General features: G+C 36.5%; 15 protein-coding genes and 5 tRNA genes. All 20 read right to left on the bottom strand.

The features are described 5' to 3' along the window. Positions 1-13 precede the first annotated feature (13 nt). The 20 genes from rpoB to tamL all read right to left on the bottom strand — a co-directional run bounded on the left by rpoB (position 14) and on the right by tamL (position 16,556). A complete protein-coding gene (gene rpoB / locus L3049_RS12885) occupies positions 14-3,826 on the bottom strand; it encodes a DNA-directed RNA polymerase subunit beta (RefSeq protein ID WP_275110222.1) in 3,813 nt (1,270 codons plus the stop codon). 110 nt (positions 3,827-3,936) lie between these two features. Further along, complete coding sequence (gene rplL / locus L3049_RS12880) at positions 3,937-4,305, bottom strand: 50S ribosomal protein L7/L12 (RefSeq protein ID WP_275110221.1); 369 nt, start codon at positions 4,303-4,305, stop codon at positions 3,937-3,939. Positions 4,306-4,343: 38 nt separating this feature from the next. Beyond that, on the bottom strand, positions 4,344-4,862 hold the full coding sequence (rplJ, locus tag L3049_RS12875; RefSeq protein ID WP_275110220.1) for a 50S ribosomal protein L10: 519 nt from the start codon (positions 4,860-4,862) through the stop codon (positions 4,344-4,346). 33 nt (positions 4,863-4,895) lie between these two features. Then, positions 4,896-5,588, bottom strand: a complete 693-nt coding sequence (gene rplA, locus L3049_RS12870; RefSeq protein ID WP_275110219.1) for a 50S ribosomal protein L1 — start codon at positions 5,586-5,588, stop codon at positions 4,896-4,898. 20 nt (positions 5,589-5,608) lie between these two features. Next, entirely contained in the window at positions 5,609-6,052 is a 444-nt protein-coding gene (gene rplK, locus L3049_RS12865; protein ID WP_275110218.1) for a 50S ribosomal protein L11, read from the bottom strand. Positions 6,053-6,075: 23 nt separating this feature from the next. After that, positions 6,076-6,624: a transcription termination/antitermination protein NusG gene (nusG, locus tag L3049_RS12860; RefSeq protein ID WP_129251813.1), complete on the bottom strand. Its 549-nt coding sequence runs from the start codon at positions 6,622-6,624 to the stop codon at positions 6,076-6,078. A gap of 16 nt (positions 6,625-6,640) precedes the next feature. Beyond that, positions 6,641-6,832: a preprotein translocase subunit SecE gene (gene secE, locus L3049_RS21655; protein WP_275123968.1), complete on the bottom strand. Its 192-nt coding sequence runs from the start codon at positions 6,830-6,832 to the stop codon at positions 6,641-6,643. Positions 6,833-6,848: 16 nt separating this feature from the next. After that, positions 6,849-6,924, bottom strand: a tRNA-Trp gene (locus tag L3049_RS12855). Between the two features lie 43 nt (positions 6,925-6,967). Further along, entirely contained in the window at positions 6,968-8,155 is a 1,188-nt protein-coding gene (gene tuf, locus L3049_RS12850) for an elongation factor Tu (protein WP_275110217.1), read from the bottom strand. A gap of 59 nt (positions 8,156-8,214) precedes the next feature. Next, positions 8,215-8,286, bottom strand: a tRNA-Thr gene (locus tag L3049_RS12845). A gap of 11 nt (positions 8,287-8,297) precedes the next feature. Next, positions 8,298-8,370 (bottom strand) — tRNA-Gly (locus L3049_RS12840). Between the two features lie 37 nt (positions 8,371-8,407). After that, positions 8,408-8,489: transfer RNA gene (locus tag L3049_RS12835), tRNA-Tyr, on the bottom strand. Between the two features lie 21 nt (positions 8,490-8,510). Further along, a tRNA-Thr gene (locus L3049_RS12830) sits at positions 8,511-8,584 on the bottom strand. Positions 8,585-8,688: 104 nt separating this feature from the next. Then, positions 8,689-8,988 carry a ribosome hibernation-promoting factor, HPF/YfiA family gene (gene hpf / locus L3049_RS12825; RefSeq protein ID WP_275110216.1) on the bottom strand — a complete coding sequence of 100 codons (300 nt, stop codon included), beginning with the start codon at positions 8,986-8,988 and terminating at the stop codon, positions 8,689-8,691. A gap of 17 nt (positions 8,989-9,005) precedes the next feature. Then, the gene (locus L3049_RS12820) at positions 9,006-9,890 is read right to left on the bottom strand and encodes a tyrosine-type recombinase/integrase (RefSeq protein ID WP_275110215.1); all 885 of its coding nucleotides are present in this window, start codon (positions 9,888-9,890) and stop codon (positions 9,006-9,008) included. A 78-nt stretch (positions 9,891-9,968) separates the two neighbouring features. After that, positions 9,969-10,160 (bottom strand): 30S ribosomal protein S21, encoded by a 192-nt coding sequence (rpsU, locus tag L3049_RS12815; protein ID WP_275110214.1) that lies wholly within the window; start codon positions 10,158-10,160, stop codon positions 9,969-9,971. Between the two features lie 178 nt (positions 10,161-10,338). Then, on the bottom strand, positions 10,339-11,430 hold the full coding sequence (locus tag L3049_RS12810) for a helix-hairpin-helix domain-containing protein (protein ID WP_275110213.1): 1,092 nt from the start codon (positions 11,428-11,430) through the stop codon (positions 10,339-10,341). A 63-nt stretch (positions 11,431-11,493) separates the two neighbouring features. After that, positions 11,494-12,861: a sodium-dependent transporter gene (locus L3049_RS12805; protein ID WP_275110212.1), complete on the bottom strand. Its 1,368-nt coding sequence runs from the start codon at positions 12,859-12,861 to the stop codon at positions 11,494-11,496. Between the two features lie 155 nt (positions 12,862-13,016). Next, positions 13,017-14,093, bottom strand: a complete 1,077-nt coding sequence (gene fbaA, locus L3049_RS12800) for a class II fructose-bisphosphate aldolase (RefSeq protein WP_275110211.1) — start codon at positions 14,091-14,093, stop codon at positions 13,017-13,019. 129 nt (positions 14,094-14,222) lie between these two features. Next, positions 14,223-16,556, bottom strand: a complete 2,334-nt coding sequence (gene tamL / locus L3049_RS12795; RefSeq protein WP_275110210.1) for a translocation and assembly module lipoprotein TamL — start codon at positions 16,554-16,556, stop codon at positions 14,223-14,225. Between the last annotated feature and the right edge of the window lie 11 nt (positions 16,557-16,567).

The raw sequence follows: 16,567 nt of genomic DNA, 5'->3' as shown, positions 1-16,567 counted from the left end.
TTCTATATAAGGCTTATACTAATTTAACGCTCAAGCCAAGACCTCTTAATTCGTGTAATAACACGTTTAGAGATTCAGGAATACCTGGAGCTGGCATAGGTTCACCTTTAACGATAGCTTCATAAGCTTTCGCTCTACCCATCACATCATCCGACTTAATAGTCAAGATTTCCTGTAGAATATGGGCAGCACCAAAGGCCTCAAGAGCCCAAACCTCCATCTCTCCAAAACGCTGACCACCAAACTGAGCCTTACCACCAAGTGGTTGCTGAGTAATCAGAGAATAAGGACCGATAGAACGCGCGTGCATCTTATCATCAACCATGTGACCTAGTTTCAGCATGTAGATAACACCAACCGTAGCAGGCTGATCAAATCTTACACCAGTACCTCCATCATGAAGGTAAGCTTTACCGAAAGCAGGAACACCAGCTTTGTCAGTATATGCAGTAATTTCGTCTAGACTTGCACCATCGAAAATCGGTGTCGCAAACTTCAACCCTAGTTCAATACCAGCCCATCCAAGAACGGTTTCGAAAACCTGCCCAAGATTCATACGAGATGGTACACCAAGTGGGTTCAAGCAAATGTCAACAGTAGTTCCATCCTCAAGGAATGGCATATCTTCCTGACGAACAACACGTGAAACAATACCTTTATTACCGTGACGACCTGCCATCTTATCACCAATCTGAAGCTTACGTTTTTTAGCAACATAAACCTTAGCCATTTGGATGATACCTACTGGCATTTCATCTCCGATAGTAACATTGTATTTTTTACGCTTACTTGCACTATCAAGTTCTTTGTACTTAATAACGTAATTATGCAGTAAGGTCTTAATGGTTTCATTCTTTTCCTTATCAGTAGTCCACTTATTAGGGTCAACCTGAAGGTAATTAATCTCCATTAATAATTTCTGAGTAAACTTAACGCCTTTAGGAATCAAGTCAACACTCAAATAATCCTTAACACCTTGTGAAGTTTTTCCGTTTACTAAAATGAATAACTTATCTATTAACCTATTCTTCAATTCATGAATACGCTGTTCTAGCTCTTCATCAAGTTTCTGCAATAATGGCTTATCACTTTGCTTCGACTTACGATCGCGCACGGCACGAGAGAATAATTTCTTCTCAATCACAACACCACGAAGTGAAGGTGAAGCTTTAAGAGATGCATCTTTTACATCACCTGCTTTATCACCGAAAATTGCACGAAGCAATTTCTCTTCTGGAGAAGGATCAGATTCTCCTTTAGGAGTAATCTTACCGATAAGGATATCGCCTGGTTCTACATTCGCACCAATACGAATCAAACCATTTTCATCAAGGTTACGTGTAGCTTCCTCACTTACGTTAGGAATATCAGAAGTTAATTCTTCCATACCACGCTTCGTGTCACGTACTTCAAGAGTATATTCATCAACGTGAATTGAAGTAAATACATCATCCTTAACAATACGCTCAGAAATTACAATCGCATCCTCATAGTTATAACCTTTCCAAGGCATAAATGCCACCTTAAGGTTACGACCAAGTGCTAACTCACCAGTTTGTGTACCATATCCATCAGTCAGGATTTGGCCTTTAACTAACTTGTCACCTTTAGCTACAATAGGCTTAAGGTCAATAGTAGTTCCCTGGTTTGTTTTTTGATATTTTGGTAAATTGTAAGTGACAACATTTGATTCAAAACTCACAAATGCTTCATTTTCGCTTCTTTCGTAAGCGATTACAATTTTTGTTGCATCAACAAATTCAACAACACCATTTCTTTCAGCTACAATCTGAGTACGGGAGTCCTTAGCAACAGTTGCCTCAAGACCAGTACCTACAACTGGAGATTCAGGTTTGATTACAGGAACAGCCTGACGCATCATATTCGATCCCATCAAAGCACGGTTGGCATCATCATGCTCAAGGAACGGAATCAAAGAAGCCGCCATAGAAGCAATCTGATTAGGCGCAACGTCCATCAAATCTAAATTCTCAATCTCTTCAAATGGGAAGTCACCATCTTTACGTGATTTTGCTTTTGCATTTACAAATGAACCATCTTCATTCAGTGGAGCATTTGCTTGTGCAATAGTCAATCCTTCTTCCTCTTCTGCAGATAAATAACCTACACCTTCGTGACTAAGATCAACTTTCCCATCCACAACCTTACGGTATGGTGTTTCAATAAACCCAAGATCATTAATCTTAGCGAAAACACATAAAGAAGAGATCAAACCAATATTTGGTCCCTCTGGTGTTTCAATAGGACATAAACGACCATAGTGAGTATAGTGAACATCTCGAACCTCGAAACCTGCTCTCTCACGAGACAGACCACCTGGTCCAAGAGCTGACATTCTTCTTTTATGAGTTACCTCGGCAAGTGGATTCGTTTGATCCATAAACTGAGATAAAGCATTTGTTCCGAAGAATGAATTGATAACTGAAGACAAAGTCTTCGAGTTAATCAAGTCAATTGGAGTAAATACCTCGTTATCACGAACATTCATTCTTTCACGAATAGTACGCGCCATACGAGCTAAACCAACACCAAACTGACTATATAATTGTTCCCCTACGGTACGAACACGACGGTTACTCAAGTGGTCAATATCATCCACATCAGTACGCGCATTCAATAGCTTAATAAGGTACTTGATAATTTCTATAATATCTTCCTTAGTCAATACTTTAGTATCACCATCAGTATTTAAACCAAGTTTTTTGTTGATTCTGTAACGACCAACATCACCTAAATCGTAACGTTTGTCAGAGAAGAACAACTTATCAATTACATCACGAGCTGTCGCCTCATCTGGTGGCTCAGAGTTTCTTAATTGACGATAGATATGAAGAACTGCTTCTTTCTCAGAGTTACAAGGGTCTTTCTGCAACGTATTATAAATAATCGCATAGTCAGCAAGATTTTGCTGCTCCTTGTGTAATAAGATAGTCTTAGCACCTGACTCAAGAATTTCTTCTATGTGTTCTGGTTCAATTATAGTTTCTCTATCGATGATAACTTCGTTACGTTCGATAGAAACAACCTCTCCTGTATCCTCATCTACGAAGTCTTCAATCCAAGATTTAAGAACACGAGCGGCAAGTTTACGACCGACAACTTTTTTAAGTCCGGTTTTTGAAACTTTAATCTCATCAGCGAGATCAAAGATCTCAAGAATTTCTTTATCGCTTTCGAAACCAATCGATCTTAACAGAGTGGTAACAGGAAGCTTTTTCTTACGGTCGATATAAGCATACATGACATTATTAATGTCAGTAGCAAACTCGATCCATGATCCTTTGAAAGGAATAATACGAGCGGAATATAACTTAGTTCCGTTGGTATGTAAACTTTGTCCGAAGAATACACCTGGTGAACGGTGAAGCTGAGAAACAACAACACGTTCTGCACCATTGATAACAAATGTACCTTTTTCGGTCATGTAAGGAACTGTTCCAAGATATACATCTTGAATAACTGTATCAAAATCCTCATGCTCAGGATCTGTACAATATAGCTTTAGTTTGGCTTTAAGGGGCACACTATAACTAAGGCCTCGTTCAATACACTCTTCGATAGAGTAACGTGGTGGATCAACAAAATAGTCAAGAAATTCCAATACGAAATTGTTTCTCGTATCTGTAATTGGGAAATTCTCACTAAATACCTTAAATAATCCTTCGCTCTTTCTTTTTTCAGAAATTGTTTCCAACTGAAAAAAGTCTTGAAAAGATTTTAATTGTACTTCCAAAAAGTCAGGATATAAAAACTGATCTTTATTCGAAGCAAAACTAATTCTTTGACTAATAGTATTTGAAGACATTTACTTGAAATTAATTGAACCTAAACAATAATAAACAACAAAAAGGCTTAGAGTTCCAAATTAATGAAACTCTAAACCAAGAATAACCTTATTTAAAGGTCTTAGCGCTTCTATTTAAGTTCAACTTCAGCTCCAGCTTCTTCTAATTGTGCTTTTAATGCTTCAGCTTCTTCTTTAGAAACTTTCTCTTTCAATGGAGCTGGTGCAGCGTCAACTGCAGCCTTAGCATCCTTAAGTCCAAGACCAGTTAATTCCTTAACCAATTTTACAACAGCTAGCTTAGATCCACCTGCTGCTTTAAGAATTACGTCGAATTCAGTCTGCTCAGCAGCACCACCTTCAGCACCACCACCAGCAACTACAACTGCTGCTGCAGCTGGCTCAATTCCGTACTCCTCTTTTAAGATTGTAGCTAATTCACTTACTTCCTTAACAGTCAAATTAACTAATTCTTCTGCAAACTTATTTAAATCTGCCATTTTGATTTATTTTTTAAAATTAAAATACTCTAAATATATTACTCTTTTTCTGCAAGTGTCTTAACAACACCAGCTAGAATGTTCTTTCCTGATTCCAACGAAGAAATAACAGTCTTGATTGGAGATTGCAATGCTGCAATAATATCACCAATAAGTTCTTCCTTAGACTTGATAGTACAAAGAGCTTCCAACTCATTGTCTCCAATATAAATCGACTCTTCAACGTAGGCCGCCTTCAGGATAGGTTTATCATGTCCCTTACGGAACTCTTTGATAAGCTTTGCAGGTACATTTCCAGTTTCTGTTAACATTAAAGATGTAGCACCTTTTAATGATTCCGTTAAACCGTCAAATTCACCTTCTGCTTTTTCCAAAGCAATTCGAAGAAGTGTATTCTTCACAACAAGCAACTTAACATCTTTTTCGAAACAAGCTCTACGTAAAGCAGAAGTTGTTTCAGCATCCATTCCTGAAGTGTCAGCTAGATAAAAATGGTTTGATGCGTTGATTTGTTCTGTCAAGCTATCAATAATCTGAATTTTGTCTTCCTTTTTCATGATTACCAAGGTCTCGATTAAAAAAAAATTTGATTAGTCAATAAGTGATTTAGGATCAATCTGAATTCCTACACTCATTGTACTTGACAGGTATACACTCTTGATGTAAGTCCCTTTTGCTGCAGATGGCTTCAACTTGTTGATAATACCTACAAATTCTTTAGCATTATCTTTGATTTTATCTGCTTCAAAAGATACCTTAGCAACTGATGAATGAATAATACCATATTTGTCGACCTTGAAATCAATCTTACCAGCCTTAACTTCGTTAACAGCTTTAGCAATGTCCATAGTTACAGTACCACTCTTAGGGTTTGGCATTAAACCACGTGGGCCTAATACACGTCCTAGTGCACCTACTTTAGCCATAACAGTTGGCATTGTAATGATAACATCAATATCAGTCCATCCTCCTTTGATCTTAGCAATAAATTCGTCAAGCCCAACATAGTCAGCGCCTGCAGCTTTAGCTTCTTCTTCCTTATCAGGAGTACAAAGTACTAAAACACGAACATTCTTACCAGTACCGTGAGGTAGAGTTACCACTCCACGAACCATTTGATTCGCTTTTCTAGGGTCAACTCCTAAGCGAACATCCATGTCCACTGAAGCGTCAAATTTAGTTGTAGTAATCTCCTTAACCAATGCTGCTGCTTCGTCGATAGTATAGATCTTATCTGCCTCGACTTTTTCTAAAGCTAACTTTCTATTCTTTGTTATACTCATTTTAAATGCAGTATTAAAAATTATTGATTAAGCGGACTATCACCTGAAATAGTGACACCCATACTTCTTGCTGTTCCAGCTACCATACTCATAGCGCTTTCAACTTCAAAAGCATTTAAATCTTTCATCTTTCCTTCTGCGATAGCTCTTACTTGTTCCCAAGTAATTGAACCAACCTTAACACGGTTTGATTCCGCAGAACCTGATTTCAATTTTGCAGCTTCCAAAACCTGAACAGCAACAGGAGGAGTTTTTGTAATAAATTCAAAAGAACTATCATTGTAAACAGTGATTACAACTGGAACAACTTTTCCAGCCATATCTTGAGTTCTAGCATTGAATTGCTTACAGAAATCCATAATATTTACTCCCTTAGCACCTAATGCTGGTCCTACTGGAGGTGAAGGATTTGCAGCACCACCTTTGATCTGCAACTTTATTAATCCTGCTACTTCTTTAGCCATAGTTTTACTTTTCTAAAGGTTTCTTATTCTTTTTCTACTTGCATGAAACTTAATTCAAGAGGAGTCTTACGTCCGAAGATCTTAACCATAACTTTCAGTTTTCTCTTCTCTGCATTAACCTCTTCTATCACACCAGTAAAACCATTAAATGGTCCATCAGTCACATTTACCGACTCGCCAACAAAATAAGGAACACTAATTTCCTCATCTTTATTAGTAAGTTCGTCAACCTTACCCAAAATACGATTCACTTCTGATTGTCGCAATGGAGACGGGTCGCCGCCTTTAGTATCCCCCAGGAAGCCAATCACATTCGTAACACTACGAAGGATGTGAGGAATTTCGCCTGTCAATGCAGCTTCGATTAAAACATAGCCTGGTAAGAAAATTCTTTCCTTGCTAATTTTTTTACCGTTGCGCACCACAAACACTTTCTCGGTTGGAATGAGAACCTGTGATACGTAATCCTGAAGACCAAGATTAGAAATCTCACTTAAGATATACTCTTGGACCTTCTTTTCTTTTCCTCCTACAGCCCGTAGAACATACCATTTCTTTTCAATTTCTGCCATCTTAATTTTTCAGTGATTAGTAAAACATACTATATACAGTGTCCATCAAACTCTTAAACCCCAAATCCATTACGGAAATTGCAGTTGCAATAATTGCTGAAGCTATCATTACTACGATAGCACTGCTTTGAAGTTCAGACCATGACGGCCACGATACTTTCTGTGTAAGTTCGTTATAAACGTCTTTAATATAATTTACTAATTTCATAAGGCTTGTTTGTCTTTGGCACGGGTGGAGAGACTCGAACTCCCGACACCTGGTTTTGGAGACCAGTGCTCTGCCAACTGAGCTACACCCGTAAAGAAGAGTGATTCGAAAAACGAATCACTCTTTATATCAAAATTACTCTACAATTTCAGTAATCTGACCTGCACCCACTGTTCTACCACCTTCACGGATAGCGAAACGTAGACCTAAGTCACAAGCTACTGGAGTAATCAACTCAACGTTGATAGTAACGTTATCACCTGGCATTACCATCTCAACACCTTCTGGAAGAGTAATCTCACCAGTTACATCAAGAGTTCTGATATAGAACTGAGGACGGTATTTGTTATGGAATGGAGTGTGACGTCCACCTTCTTCTTTTTTCAATACATAAACCTCAGCTTTAATCTTAGTATGAGGCTTGATAGTGTTAGGGTGACAGATAACCATACCACGTTTGATAGCAGCTTTATCAATACCTCTTAGCAAGATACCTACGTTATCACCAGCTTGACCTTCGTCAAGAATCTTACGAAACATCTCAACACCAGTACAAACAGTCTTCATTCCTTCAGCACCAAGACCGATAATCTGAAGCTCCTCACCAGTTTTTACAATACCAGTTTCGATACGACCTGTAGCAACAGTACCACGACCAGTAATAGAGAATACATCCTCAACTGGCATCAAAAACGCCTTATCTACATCACGTGGAGGAAGTGGAATCCAAGTATCAACAGCTTCCATAAGCTCCATGATCTTCTCTTCCCACTCAGGCTCACCGTTCAATCCACCTAGAGCAGATCCAGCAATGATAGGAGTGTTATCACCATCAAACTCGTAGAAATCTAAAAGTTCACGAACTTCCATTTCAACTAGCTCAAGCATTTCCTCATCATCAACCATGTCAACTTTATTCAAGAAAACAACGATTTTAGGAACGTTTACCTGACGAGCCAATAGGATATGCTCGCGAGTTTGTGGCATAGGACCATCAGTAGCAGCACAAACAAGAATAGCACCGTCCATCTGAGCAGCACCAGTTACCATATTCTTCACGTAATCCGCGTGACCTGGACAGTCAACGTGCGCATAGTGACGATTAGCTGTTTGATATTCTACGTGAGCAGTATTAATAGTAATACCTCTCTCTTTTTCCTCTGGAGCATTATCGATAGAATCGAAAGATGCAACCTCAGAAAGACCTCTATTTGCCAATACAGTTGTAATAGCAGCAGTTAAGGTAGTTTTACCGTGGTCAACGTGACCGATAGTACCAATATTTACGTGTGGTTTTGACCTATCAAAATGTTCTTTAGCCATAACTCGAAAAGTTAATTAATGATTAGACAACAATTAAAACAATATTTTATATTTTCTTGAGCCATTGATGAGATTTGAACTCATGACCTCTTCCTTACCAAGGAAACGCTCTACCCCTGAGCTACAACGGCAAAACAATTTGAGCGGGAAACGAGACTCAAACTCGCGACCCTCAGCTTGGAAGGCTGATGCTCTATCAACTGAGCTATTCCCGCATAATCACAAAACAAAAGTTTCATGAAAAATTCACTGTGGGGAGAGCAGGATTCGAACCTACGAAGACAAAGTCAGCGGAGTTACAGTCCGCCCCAGTTGGCCACTTTGGTATCTCCCCAATAATAAATTCAATAAAAAGAGCCGGTGGCCGGATTCGAACCGACGACCTGCTGATTACAAATCAGCTGCTCTGACCAACTGAGCTACACTGGCAATTAACAGACCATTCGCATCAGGACATACAATTCCCTCACAAATGGTCTGCAAATGTAAAAACATTTTAAATTTATCGCAAGCGAATTGCGTATTTTTTACGATTATTTTGCACGAAGCTTCTCTTTGTGTTTTTTTAGCTGGCGACGAAGAGCTTCCACAACCAAATCAGCCGACTCTTCAAAGGTTTGACTTTGCTTTTTTGCAAATAAATCAGCACCCTTTATATCTAAACTAATTTCAACAATTCTATTATCAATTGAATTTGATTTTTCCAAACGAAGAAAGACCTCTACTCCAATAACATCATCATCGTACTTCAGCAATTTATTCAATTTACTTTGAATAAATGTCTCCAACTTAATATTTGCAACAAAACCGACTGCCTGAATGTTTACTTTCATACTCTATCCTCCAAGTTTTATGCTCTGGGGTGAGCCTGTTTATAAATATCGTTTAACCTCTCGAAGCTTGTATGAGTGTATATTTGAGTTGCAGACAAATTAGAATGTCCCAACAACTCTTTTATAGCATTCAACTCAGCTCCATTATTAAGCAAATGTGTTGCAAATGTGTGTCGCAACACGTGAGGACTCTTTTTTGAAAGCGTTGTGATCTTTGACAAATGTTTTGTCACGATTCTGTACAACAATTTTTCGTATACAGGCACCCCCTTTTTAGTTACAAAAAGAAAATCACTCCCATCTTCCAAAACTCCTTCTCTAACTTCCAGATACTCATCAAGAAGTGTTTCGAGATTACTACTAACAGGAATAATTCTCTCCCTATTTCTTTTACCTAAAACTCGAACAACAGATGCTGAACGATCAAAACTCGACACTTTTAAATTCATCAATTCTGATAAACGCATGCCAGTATGATAAAACAATTCAACAACTAATCTGTCTCGAATCCCTTCGAATCCTTCACCAAAATCAATTTCCTGAAGCAATCGCATACTGTGCTCGGCAACAAAATCAGGAAGCTTCTTCCCTTGCCTAGGCCCAACAACTCTATCCATCGGATTTTGTTGTATTAGCGATTCTCTCAACAAATATTTAAAAAAGGATTTCAAAGAAGATAATTTCCTATTTACAGTTCTGGCTGAGCAGCCGTCATTCATTAAAAAAACGATCCACTTTCTAACATCTTTGAAATTCAAATCAACAATTTCAGACTCTTCAATCCCATAGGATGATAAAAAAGAAAAAAATTGACTTAAGTCGCAATCGTAAGATACCAAAGTATGTTTGGAGTATCGTTTCTCGTATTGTAAATAAGACAGAAAAGATTCCTTATATCTCATACATCCAGGATATTTATCCAACAGGATAATCCAAGATACAAAAAATTAAGATATCAAGGAATTTTAATTTACAAGAAATCAATCTTCAGCTTGTTGCATTTGCTGAACATAAACTGCATGAATCTTTTCTTTTCTCTTTCTTACAGAAGGCTTAATGTAAACTTGTCTTCCACGTAATTCTTTGATCACACCAGTCTTTTCGAATTTTCTTTTGAATTTTTTTAAGGCTCTTTCAATGTTTTCGCCTTCCTTCATAGGAATAATAATCATAGTTTCTTCTTTTATTTAATTATTTCTAAATGAGCCGCAAACTTATTAATTCATTCACGATATTTCAAACAAATTTATAAAAATCTGACCAATTACCTTAAAATTAAGAAATAAGTTCTTTTTGCGGGCGTACAAAGGTAGAAAATAACCTATTCTTTCTCAATAAATAACGAACTTTCTAATTTAAATTTAAATATGGGCGTATTTTGACAAATGTAGAATCAGATATTAAGCGATATTCTATCAGTTTTGTCAAGGAAGAAAACGATCCTTTTCGTTCCCTATATCTGATTATATCTTTTGCCATTCGATAGTCAATATAAGGGTGTTTTCTTAAATCCTCAGATTTTATAGAATTGATTCCCAATTTCTGAACCAAAGTAGAATCAACAATAAGTTTATCTGAAATAGGATCAAAGTTCTGTTTTGAAATCCCATACACTTCAATTAGCTGCTCTTTTGAAGAGAAACCACCTAATAGATCACGATACTTTAAGATTCGCCTAGACAAAACAGCACCGATACCAGGTAATTGCTTCAAACCGATTGAATCTACTTTATTTAAATCAACCAATAGCACTTCCTTTTTCATTAATAGCTTATTGTCAATACGGACATATGGATAGAGATCCTTGAGCAATAAAGTATCAAACCCGTATATTTTGCCTATATCTGAAGCTGATTTAAAACTAGCGCCACTAGCTAAATATTTTTTTATTCTTTTAGCAATACGGGAAGATACCCCCAAGCGCTTCCAGTCATTCTCACTAATCAAATTAGGATTAAATGAAAAAAGAATCTTTCTGGGTGCAGAAACTATTCTCTTACTACCCTTTCTTGCCTTAGGAAAATCAATAAAGGAATCAAACGAAGAAAGATCTTTTGAAGAGATTCCATAAATACGTAGTAAGTCTTTCTTATTTCTAAAAACACCTCCCTTACTCCTATACTTGATTATGTTTTTAGACTGATAATCGGTAAATCCCAACTTACACAATTGTGAATGACTCACCTTATTCGGATCGAAACGGAATAACTTAGACTTAATTATTTTTGGCTTCTCAACTTCTGTCTTCGATACAATGTCTGAGAGAAGACGACTCAATTCTTCTTGTTTAATCTTATCTTGATTAGAAGTTTTATTCGTTTTTACTTGAAATAAAAAAGGCAAGAAAAAGAAGAATAATATCAGAATCAATAATATAAATATTCCTTTCTTTTCGGAAGCCGAATAAGTAAAATACTCTTTTAGGAGGAATTGAATCTTCATTTTAACTGTTAAATGTGTATCTAAATAAAATTTACACTTAACAATATCTCAATTTTATGTCTATTATCCAAAATTAAAAACGCCTAGCCCATGAAGGAACACAATTGCAATTGCACCCGGCGCTATAAACTTCACTAAAAAAATAAAAACACTCAACAACCAACTCACTACCCCTGCACCTTTAGCCAATTCCTCTTCAATTTTTTCACGCCCCCAATACCAACCAATAAATAAGGAAATAAATAAACCTCCCAGAGGCAATAACATATTAGCTGAAATCCAATCAAGAAGATCAAAGAAATTTAGTCCAAACAAAGTGTTTTCTTTTAATAATCCCATCGAAAGAGAGCAAAATACACCAACAATAGCAATCATAGCTGTTGCTAATATAGTTGCAAGTTTTCTCTTAATCTTCAATTCCTCTCTAAAATAAGCTACAACAACCTCAAGTATTGAAATAGATGAAGTAAGAGCGGCTACAGTCAATAAGAGAAAAAACAAGATTGAAAAGAAAAACCCGCCCGGCATTTGCTGAAACACATTAGGTAAGGTTATAAACACGAGTCCTGGCCCACTACTTGGTTCAATACCAAAGGCAAATACAGCTGGAAAAATAGCAACTCCGGCAAGAATTGCGATAAGCGTATCAGCTACAGTTACCTGCAAAGCAGTTTTAGCTAAATTATTCTGATTCCCAATATAGGAGCCATAAGTAATTAGGGTTCCCATGCCCAAACTTAGAGAGAAAAAAGCATGGCCCAAAGCACTCAATACTCCTTCTCCTGTTAGCTTAGAAAAATCAGGGTGAAATAAGAAATTCAAACCTTCTTTTGCCCCATCCAATGTGATCGCTCTAACATCTAAAACAAGAATTATAAGAATCAATATTGGCATCAAAATCTTTGCATACTTTTCTATACCATCTTTTACTCCTATAATTACAATCGCCATCGTCATCAACATAAAAGACAATTGATAAACAATTGGTAACCCTGGTTGCTCAATAAACTGTGTAAACATAGAGTCCAATTCATCCGGACTTTTAGATGCAAAGCTATCTGTAACGGATTTGATAATATAGTCGATACTCCAACCTGCAACAACACCATAAAAGGATAAAATCATAAATGCAGCTGCTACACCAAGCATGCCAACAAACTTCCATGGAGATCCCGGAGCTAATTTTTTAAATGCACCAAAAGCGTTACTTTTTGATTTTCGACCGATTGTAAACTCAGAAAGCATAATTGGCAAACCTATGAGAGCTATAAATCCCAGATAAACGAAAAGAAAGGCTGCTCCTCCGTAAACTCCAGTTATGTACGGAAATTTCCAGATGTTACCTAAACCAACTGCCGAACCTGCAGCTGCAGCAATTACACCTAGTCTACTTGTAAACACATCGCGACTGGAAAGAGAATTTTTACTCATGCTTGGTTATTGGGTTAATGTCATTTTTAGATTGGGAAATTCAAATTTGCTAAATTTACGCTCAATATCAAAACAACGTTTTAGGTTTTGTAATTATTCTAAATGAAAAAACCCGGAAGTGATTCCGGGTTTCTATATATCAAATGAAGGTTAGATTAGTTTCTACCTACACCATTCAAATCTTCGAAAGCTACAACTAAACGGTCTTTCATTGAAATTTCCCCCTCACGTAACCATTTACGTGGGTCATAATATTTCTTGTTTGGTTTTTCTTCCCCATCTGGGTTACCAATTTGTCCTTGTAGGTAATCACGGTGCTTAGCTTCGTACTCACGTACGCCATCCCAACATGCCCACTGCGTATCAGTATCGATGTTCATCTTAACAACACCGTATGAAATTGCTTCACGAATCTCTTCTAAAGTAGAACCTGAACCACCATGGAATACAAAGTCAACCGTATTTTCAGCAACCGCATATTTCTCTGAAATGAACGCTTGTGAGTTTAAAAGAATTTTTGGAGTTAATACAACGTTACCTGGCTTGTACACACCATGTACATTACCAAAAGAAGCTGCAATAGTGAAACGAGGAGATACTTTCAATAATGTCTCATATGCTAAAGCTACATCAGCTGGCTGAGTATATAATAAAGAGTTGTCCATTTCAGTGTTATCAACACCATCTTCTTCACCACCTGTACAACCTAACTCTATTTCGATAGTCATTCCGATTTTGTCCATACGCTCTAAGTACTTCGCACAAGTTTCGATATTCTCTTCTAATGATTCTTCAGAAAGGTCTAACATATGAGAGCTAAACAATGGCTTTCCTGTTTGAGCAAAAAACTCTTCACCTGCATCCAACAAACCGTCAATCCAAGGCAATAGTTTTTTAGCAGCATGGTCAGTATGAAGAATTACTGGAATACCATAATGCTCAGCAACAGCGTGAACATACTTAGCACCGGCAACAGCTCCAATAATGGCTGCATCATGGCCATTAGCTCCAATACCTTTTCCTGAAAGAAAAGAAGCACCACCATTTGAGAACTGAATAATAATAGGAGAATTAGCTTCGCGTGCAGCTTCTAAAGCAGCATTGATAGAGTTCGTATTCACAACATTTACGGCAGGAAGAGCGAATCCTTCTTGTTTCGCAATTTGAAATACTTTTTGTACATCATCACCCGTGATTACACCTGGCTTAACTACTTCTAATACTTTTTTCATAATAATATAATTTTATCGGATAGTTCTAAATATATTTGGCTTGGCAAGTCAATTTAAGTACGAAGTTAAAAAGAAATTATAGATTTTGCCTCCTTTTTTCACGAAGAAAATTCCGCAAACGAATGCAATTTAAAATGGATAGCCAATACCGATATTATAGGTTAATTGAGAGAACTTGAATGTGCGATCTCCAATAATCCATCGCTTACTTCCAACCAATGATGGATCTCTCAATTTAAGTCCCAAATCCAATCTGAAAAGAATAAAATTTAGATCGACCCGAGCACCAATTCCTGTACCTAATGCGACTTCTTTATAGAAGCTATCCATATTAAATTTTGCACCAGGACGATTATCTCTGGATGATACAGCCCAAATATTACCTGCATCTAAAAATAAAGCACCTTCAAGAGCCCAAATCAGTTTAAAACGGTATTCAAGATTTGCTTCTAATTTTAAATCGGCCGTGTTGTTTGGATAAGTCGCTGCATCATTAGAATATGAACCTGGACCTAAAGATCTTACTTGCCATGCACGGATTCCATTTGCTCCACCTGAAAAATAACTCTTTTCAAATGGCAATACTTCAAGATTTCCATATGGTAAACCGGCACCTAAAAAGACACGATAAACCATGGTATTAGCCTTATTAATATGATGACTGTATCGATATTCAATATCAGCTTTTAAGTATTGTGCATAGCGAATTCCTAAAAATTCGTAGTATTTTCCTTCCTCTATTCCATCATCATTATAATCTATTTTCTTAGACCTACCTATTAATTGATTAAAAGCATTATATGAATTTCCTGCAGTTTCAAAATTCAATCTAACGTAATTGTAATCGCCCGGAATATTAATATTCTGATCGTTATAAATCATCGAATATCTACTGGTAGGAATTACGTGATCAGTAAATGAATTTTGAATGTATAAATTATCAATAGACCCCAAAAAATCAGAACTCAAATTCTTCACATCTACAAAATTTAATTCTATTAAATTTAAAGTATGCGTTAACTTTTTAGATGATCTCCATACGTAACCAAAACTTGCATCGGCAATTGTTCTGGTATAATCTGGTCGTCTTTGATAGTTATAAGATAAGGATAAAACAGTTTTAGGATTATATGATTTCCTGAACTTTTCAGCACTAAAAAAGGGCAATAAAAATTTAGGGATTTTAAGTCTAGTTTCGACACCATATTCAGATGAGCTAAAATCGGTTTGTTGATTGGACTTTAATGTCTCTTTTGCGGTTGAAAATTGCACATCTAAAATTTCAGCACCACCAAAAAGATTTCTGTGTTGATAATTAAATTTGCCTGCGAATCCAATATTCCCCGATGAATTTGTTCCCTCCAACTCTACAGAGTAGGATTGACGATCGAAAGGCGTCAAGTGAATAATACAATTTAAGTTACCAATATCGCTTCCATTTGCCGTTAAATCATTTTCAAATTTCACATTTACAAATTTGTATTGATTTAAAGCTTGCAATCGGCTATAGGTTTGCTCTACAGCTTTTAGGTTGTACAGTTCTCCTTCTCGAACAACAATAGATGATAAAATTACTTTTGGCTTTATCTTCAACTTATCTTTATAGATAAAGTTGACACCACCATGTTGAATTGTATCCAATGAATTGATATACACCTCATCATTCATCAACATTAACTTGGGATCATATTCGGTGAATATGGAAACCTTATTTATTCTAAATTTTTTAGTTGCATTGCTATCAACAGGAGTTTTTACGCCAACAAAAATATCCATCTGATTTCCCTTATTGGTACTATCCATCATAAAATGAATGTACTCTCTAGAAAAATTAAAATATCCTTGATTTTTAAGCAGCTTTGAAATTCGGACTCGTTCCTTATTTAAAACATCCGAATCAACTTTATTTCCTGAGTGAACGTAGGAATTACTTTTATCAGCAGAAATATATTGACGAATTAAAGTTGAATCTAACATTTCCACTTCCTTTTGAAAAGGCTTTAGGAAATTATGAGGAAGTTCATCGACTTCATGGTAAACCTTATTGTATCGGTAAGGTTCTTTTGCATTTATAAAATAATAAACCTTTGCTTTTTTCCTCTTGAAACTAACAGAATCGCGGAGCTCTGCATTGTAATAACCTCTTTTCTGCAGGTATATCTCTAATTGTTTTAAAGATCGTTTTGTTTGAAAATCTTCATAAACAACTGGTTCTTCACCTATTCGACTCAACCACTTGTTAATACCTTTACTCTTATTCTTTCCTGATAAATTATACAGACCTAAATGAAACCTCCAAATACCTAAAATCTTCAAATTAGGTTTTTGCTTTATATTTCGTTTCAAATCACTTGTCGCAATTGATTTATCATCTGACTTTACAATTACCTTATTTAATAAGTATTCGCCTTCGCCAACATACTTTGTAGTGGAGCATGCCCCTGAGCCTACAAGCAAGCTCAACAAAAAAATTA

Source organism: Labilibaculum sp. DW002 (assembly GCF_029029525.1).
Lineage (GTDB): Bacteria > Bacteroidota > Bacteroidia > Bacteroidales > Marinifilaceae > Paralabilibaculum > Paralabilibaculum antarcticum.
This window is presented reverse-complemented; position numbering and strand designations above follow the sequence as displayed.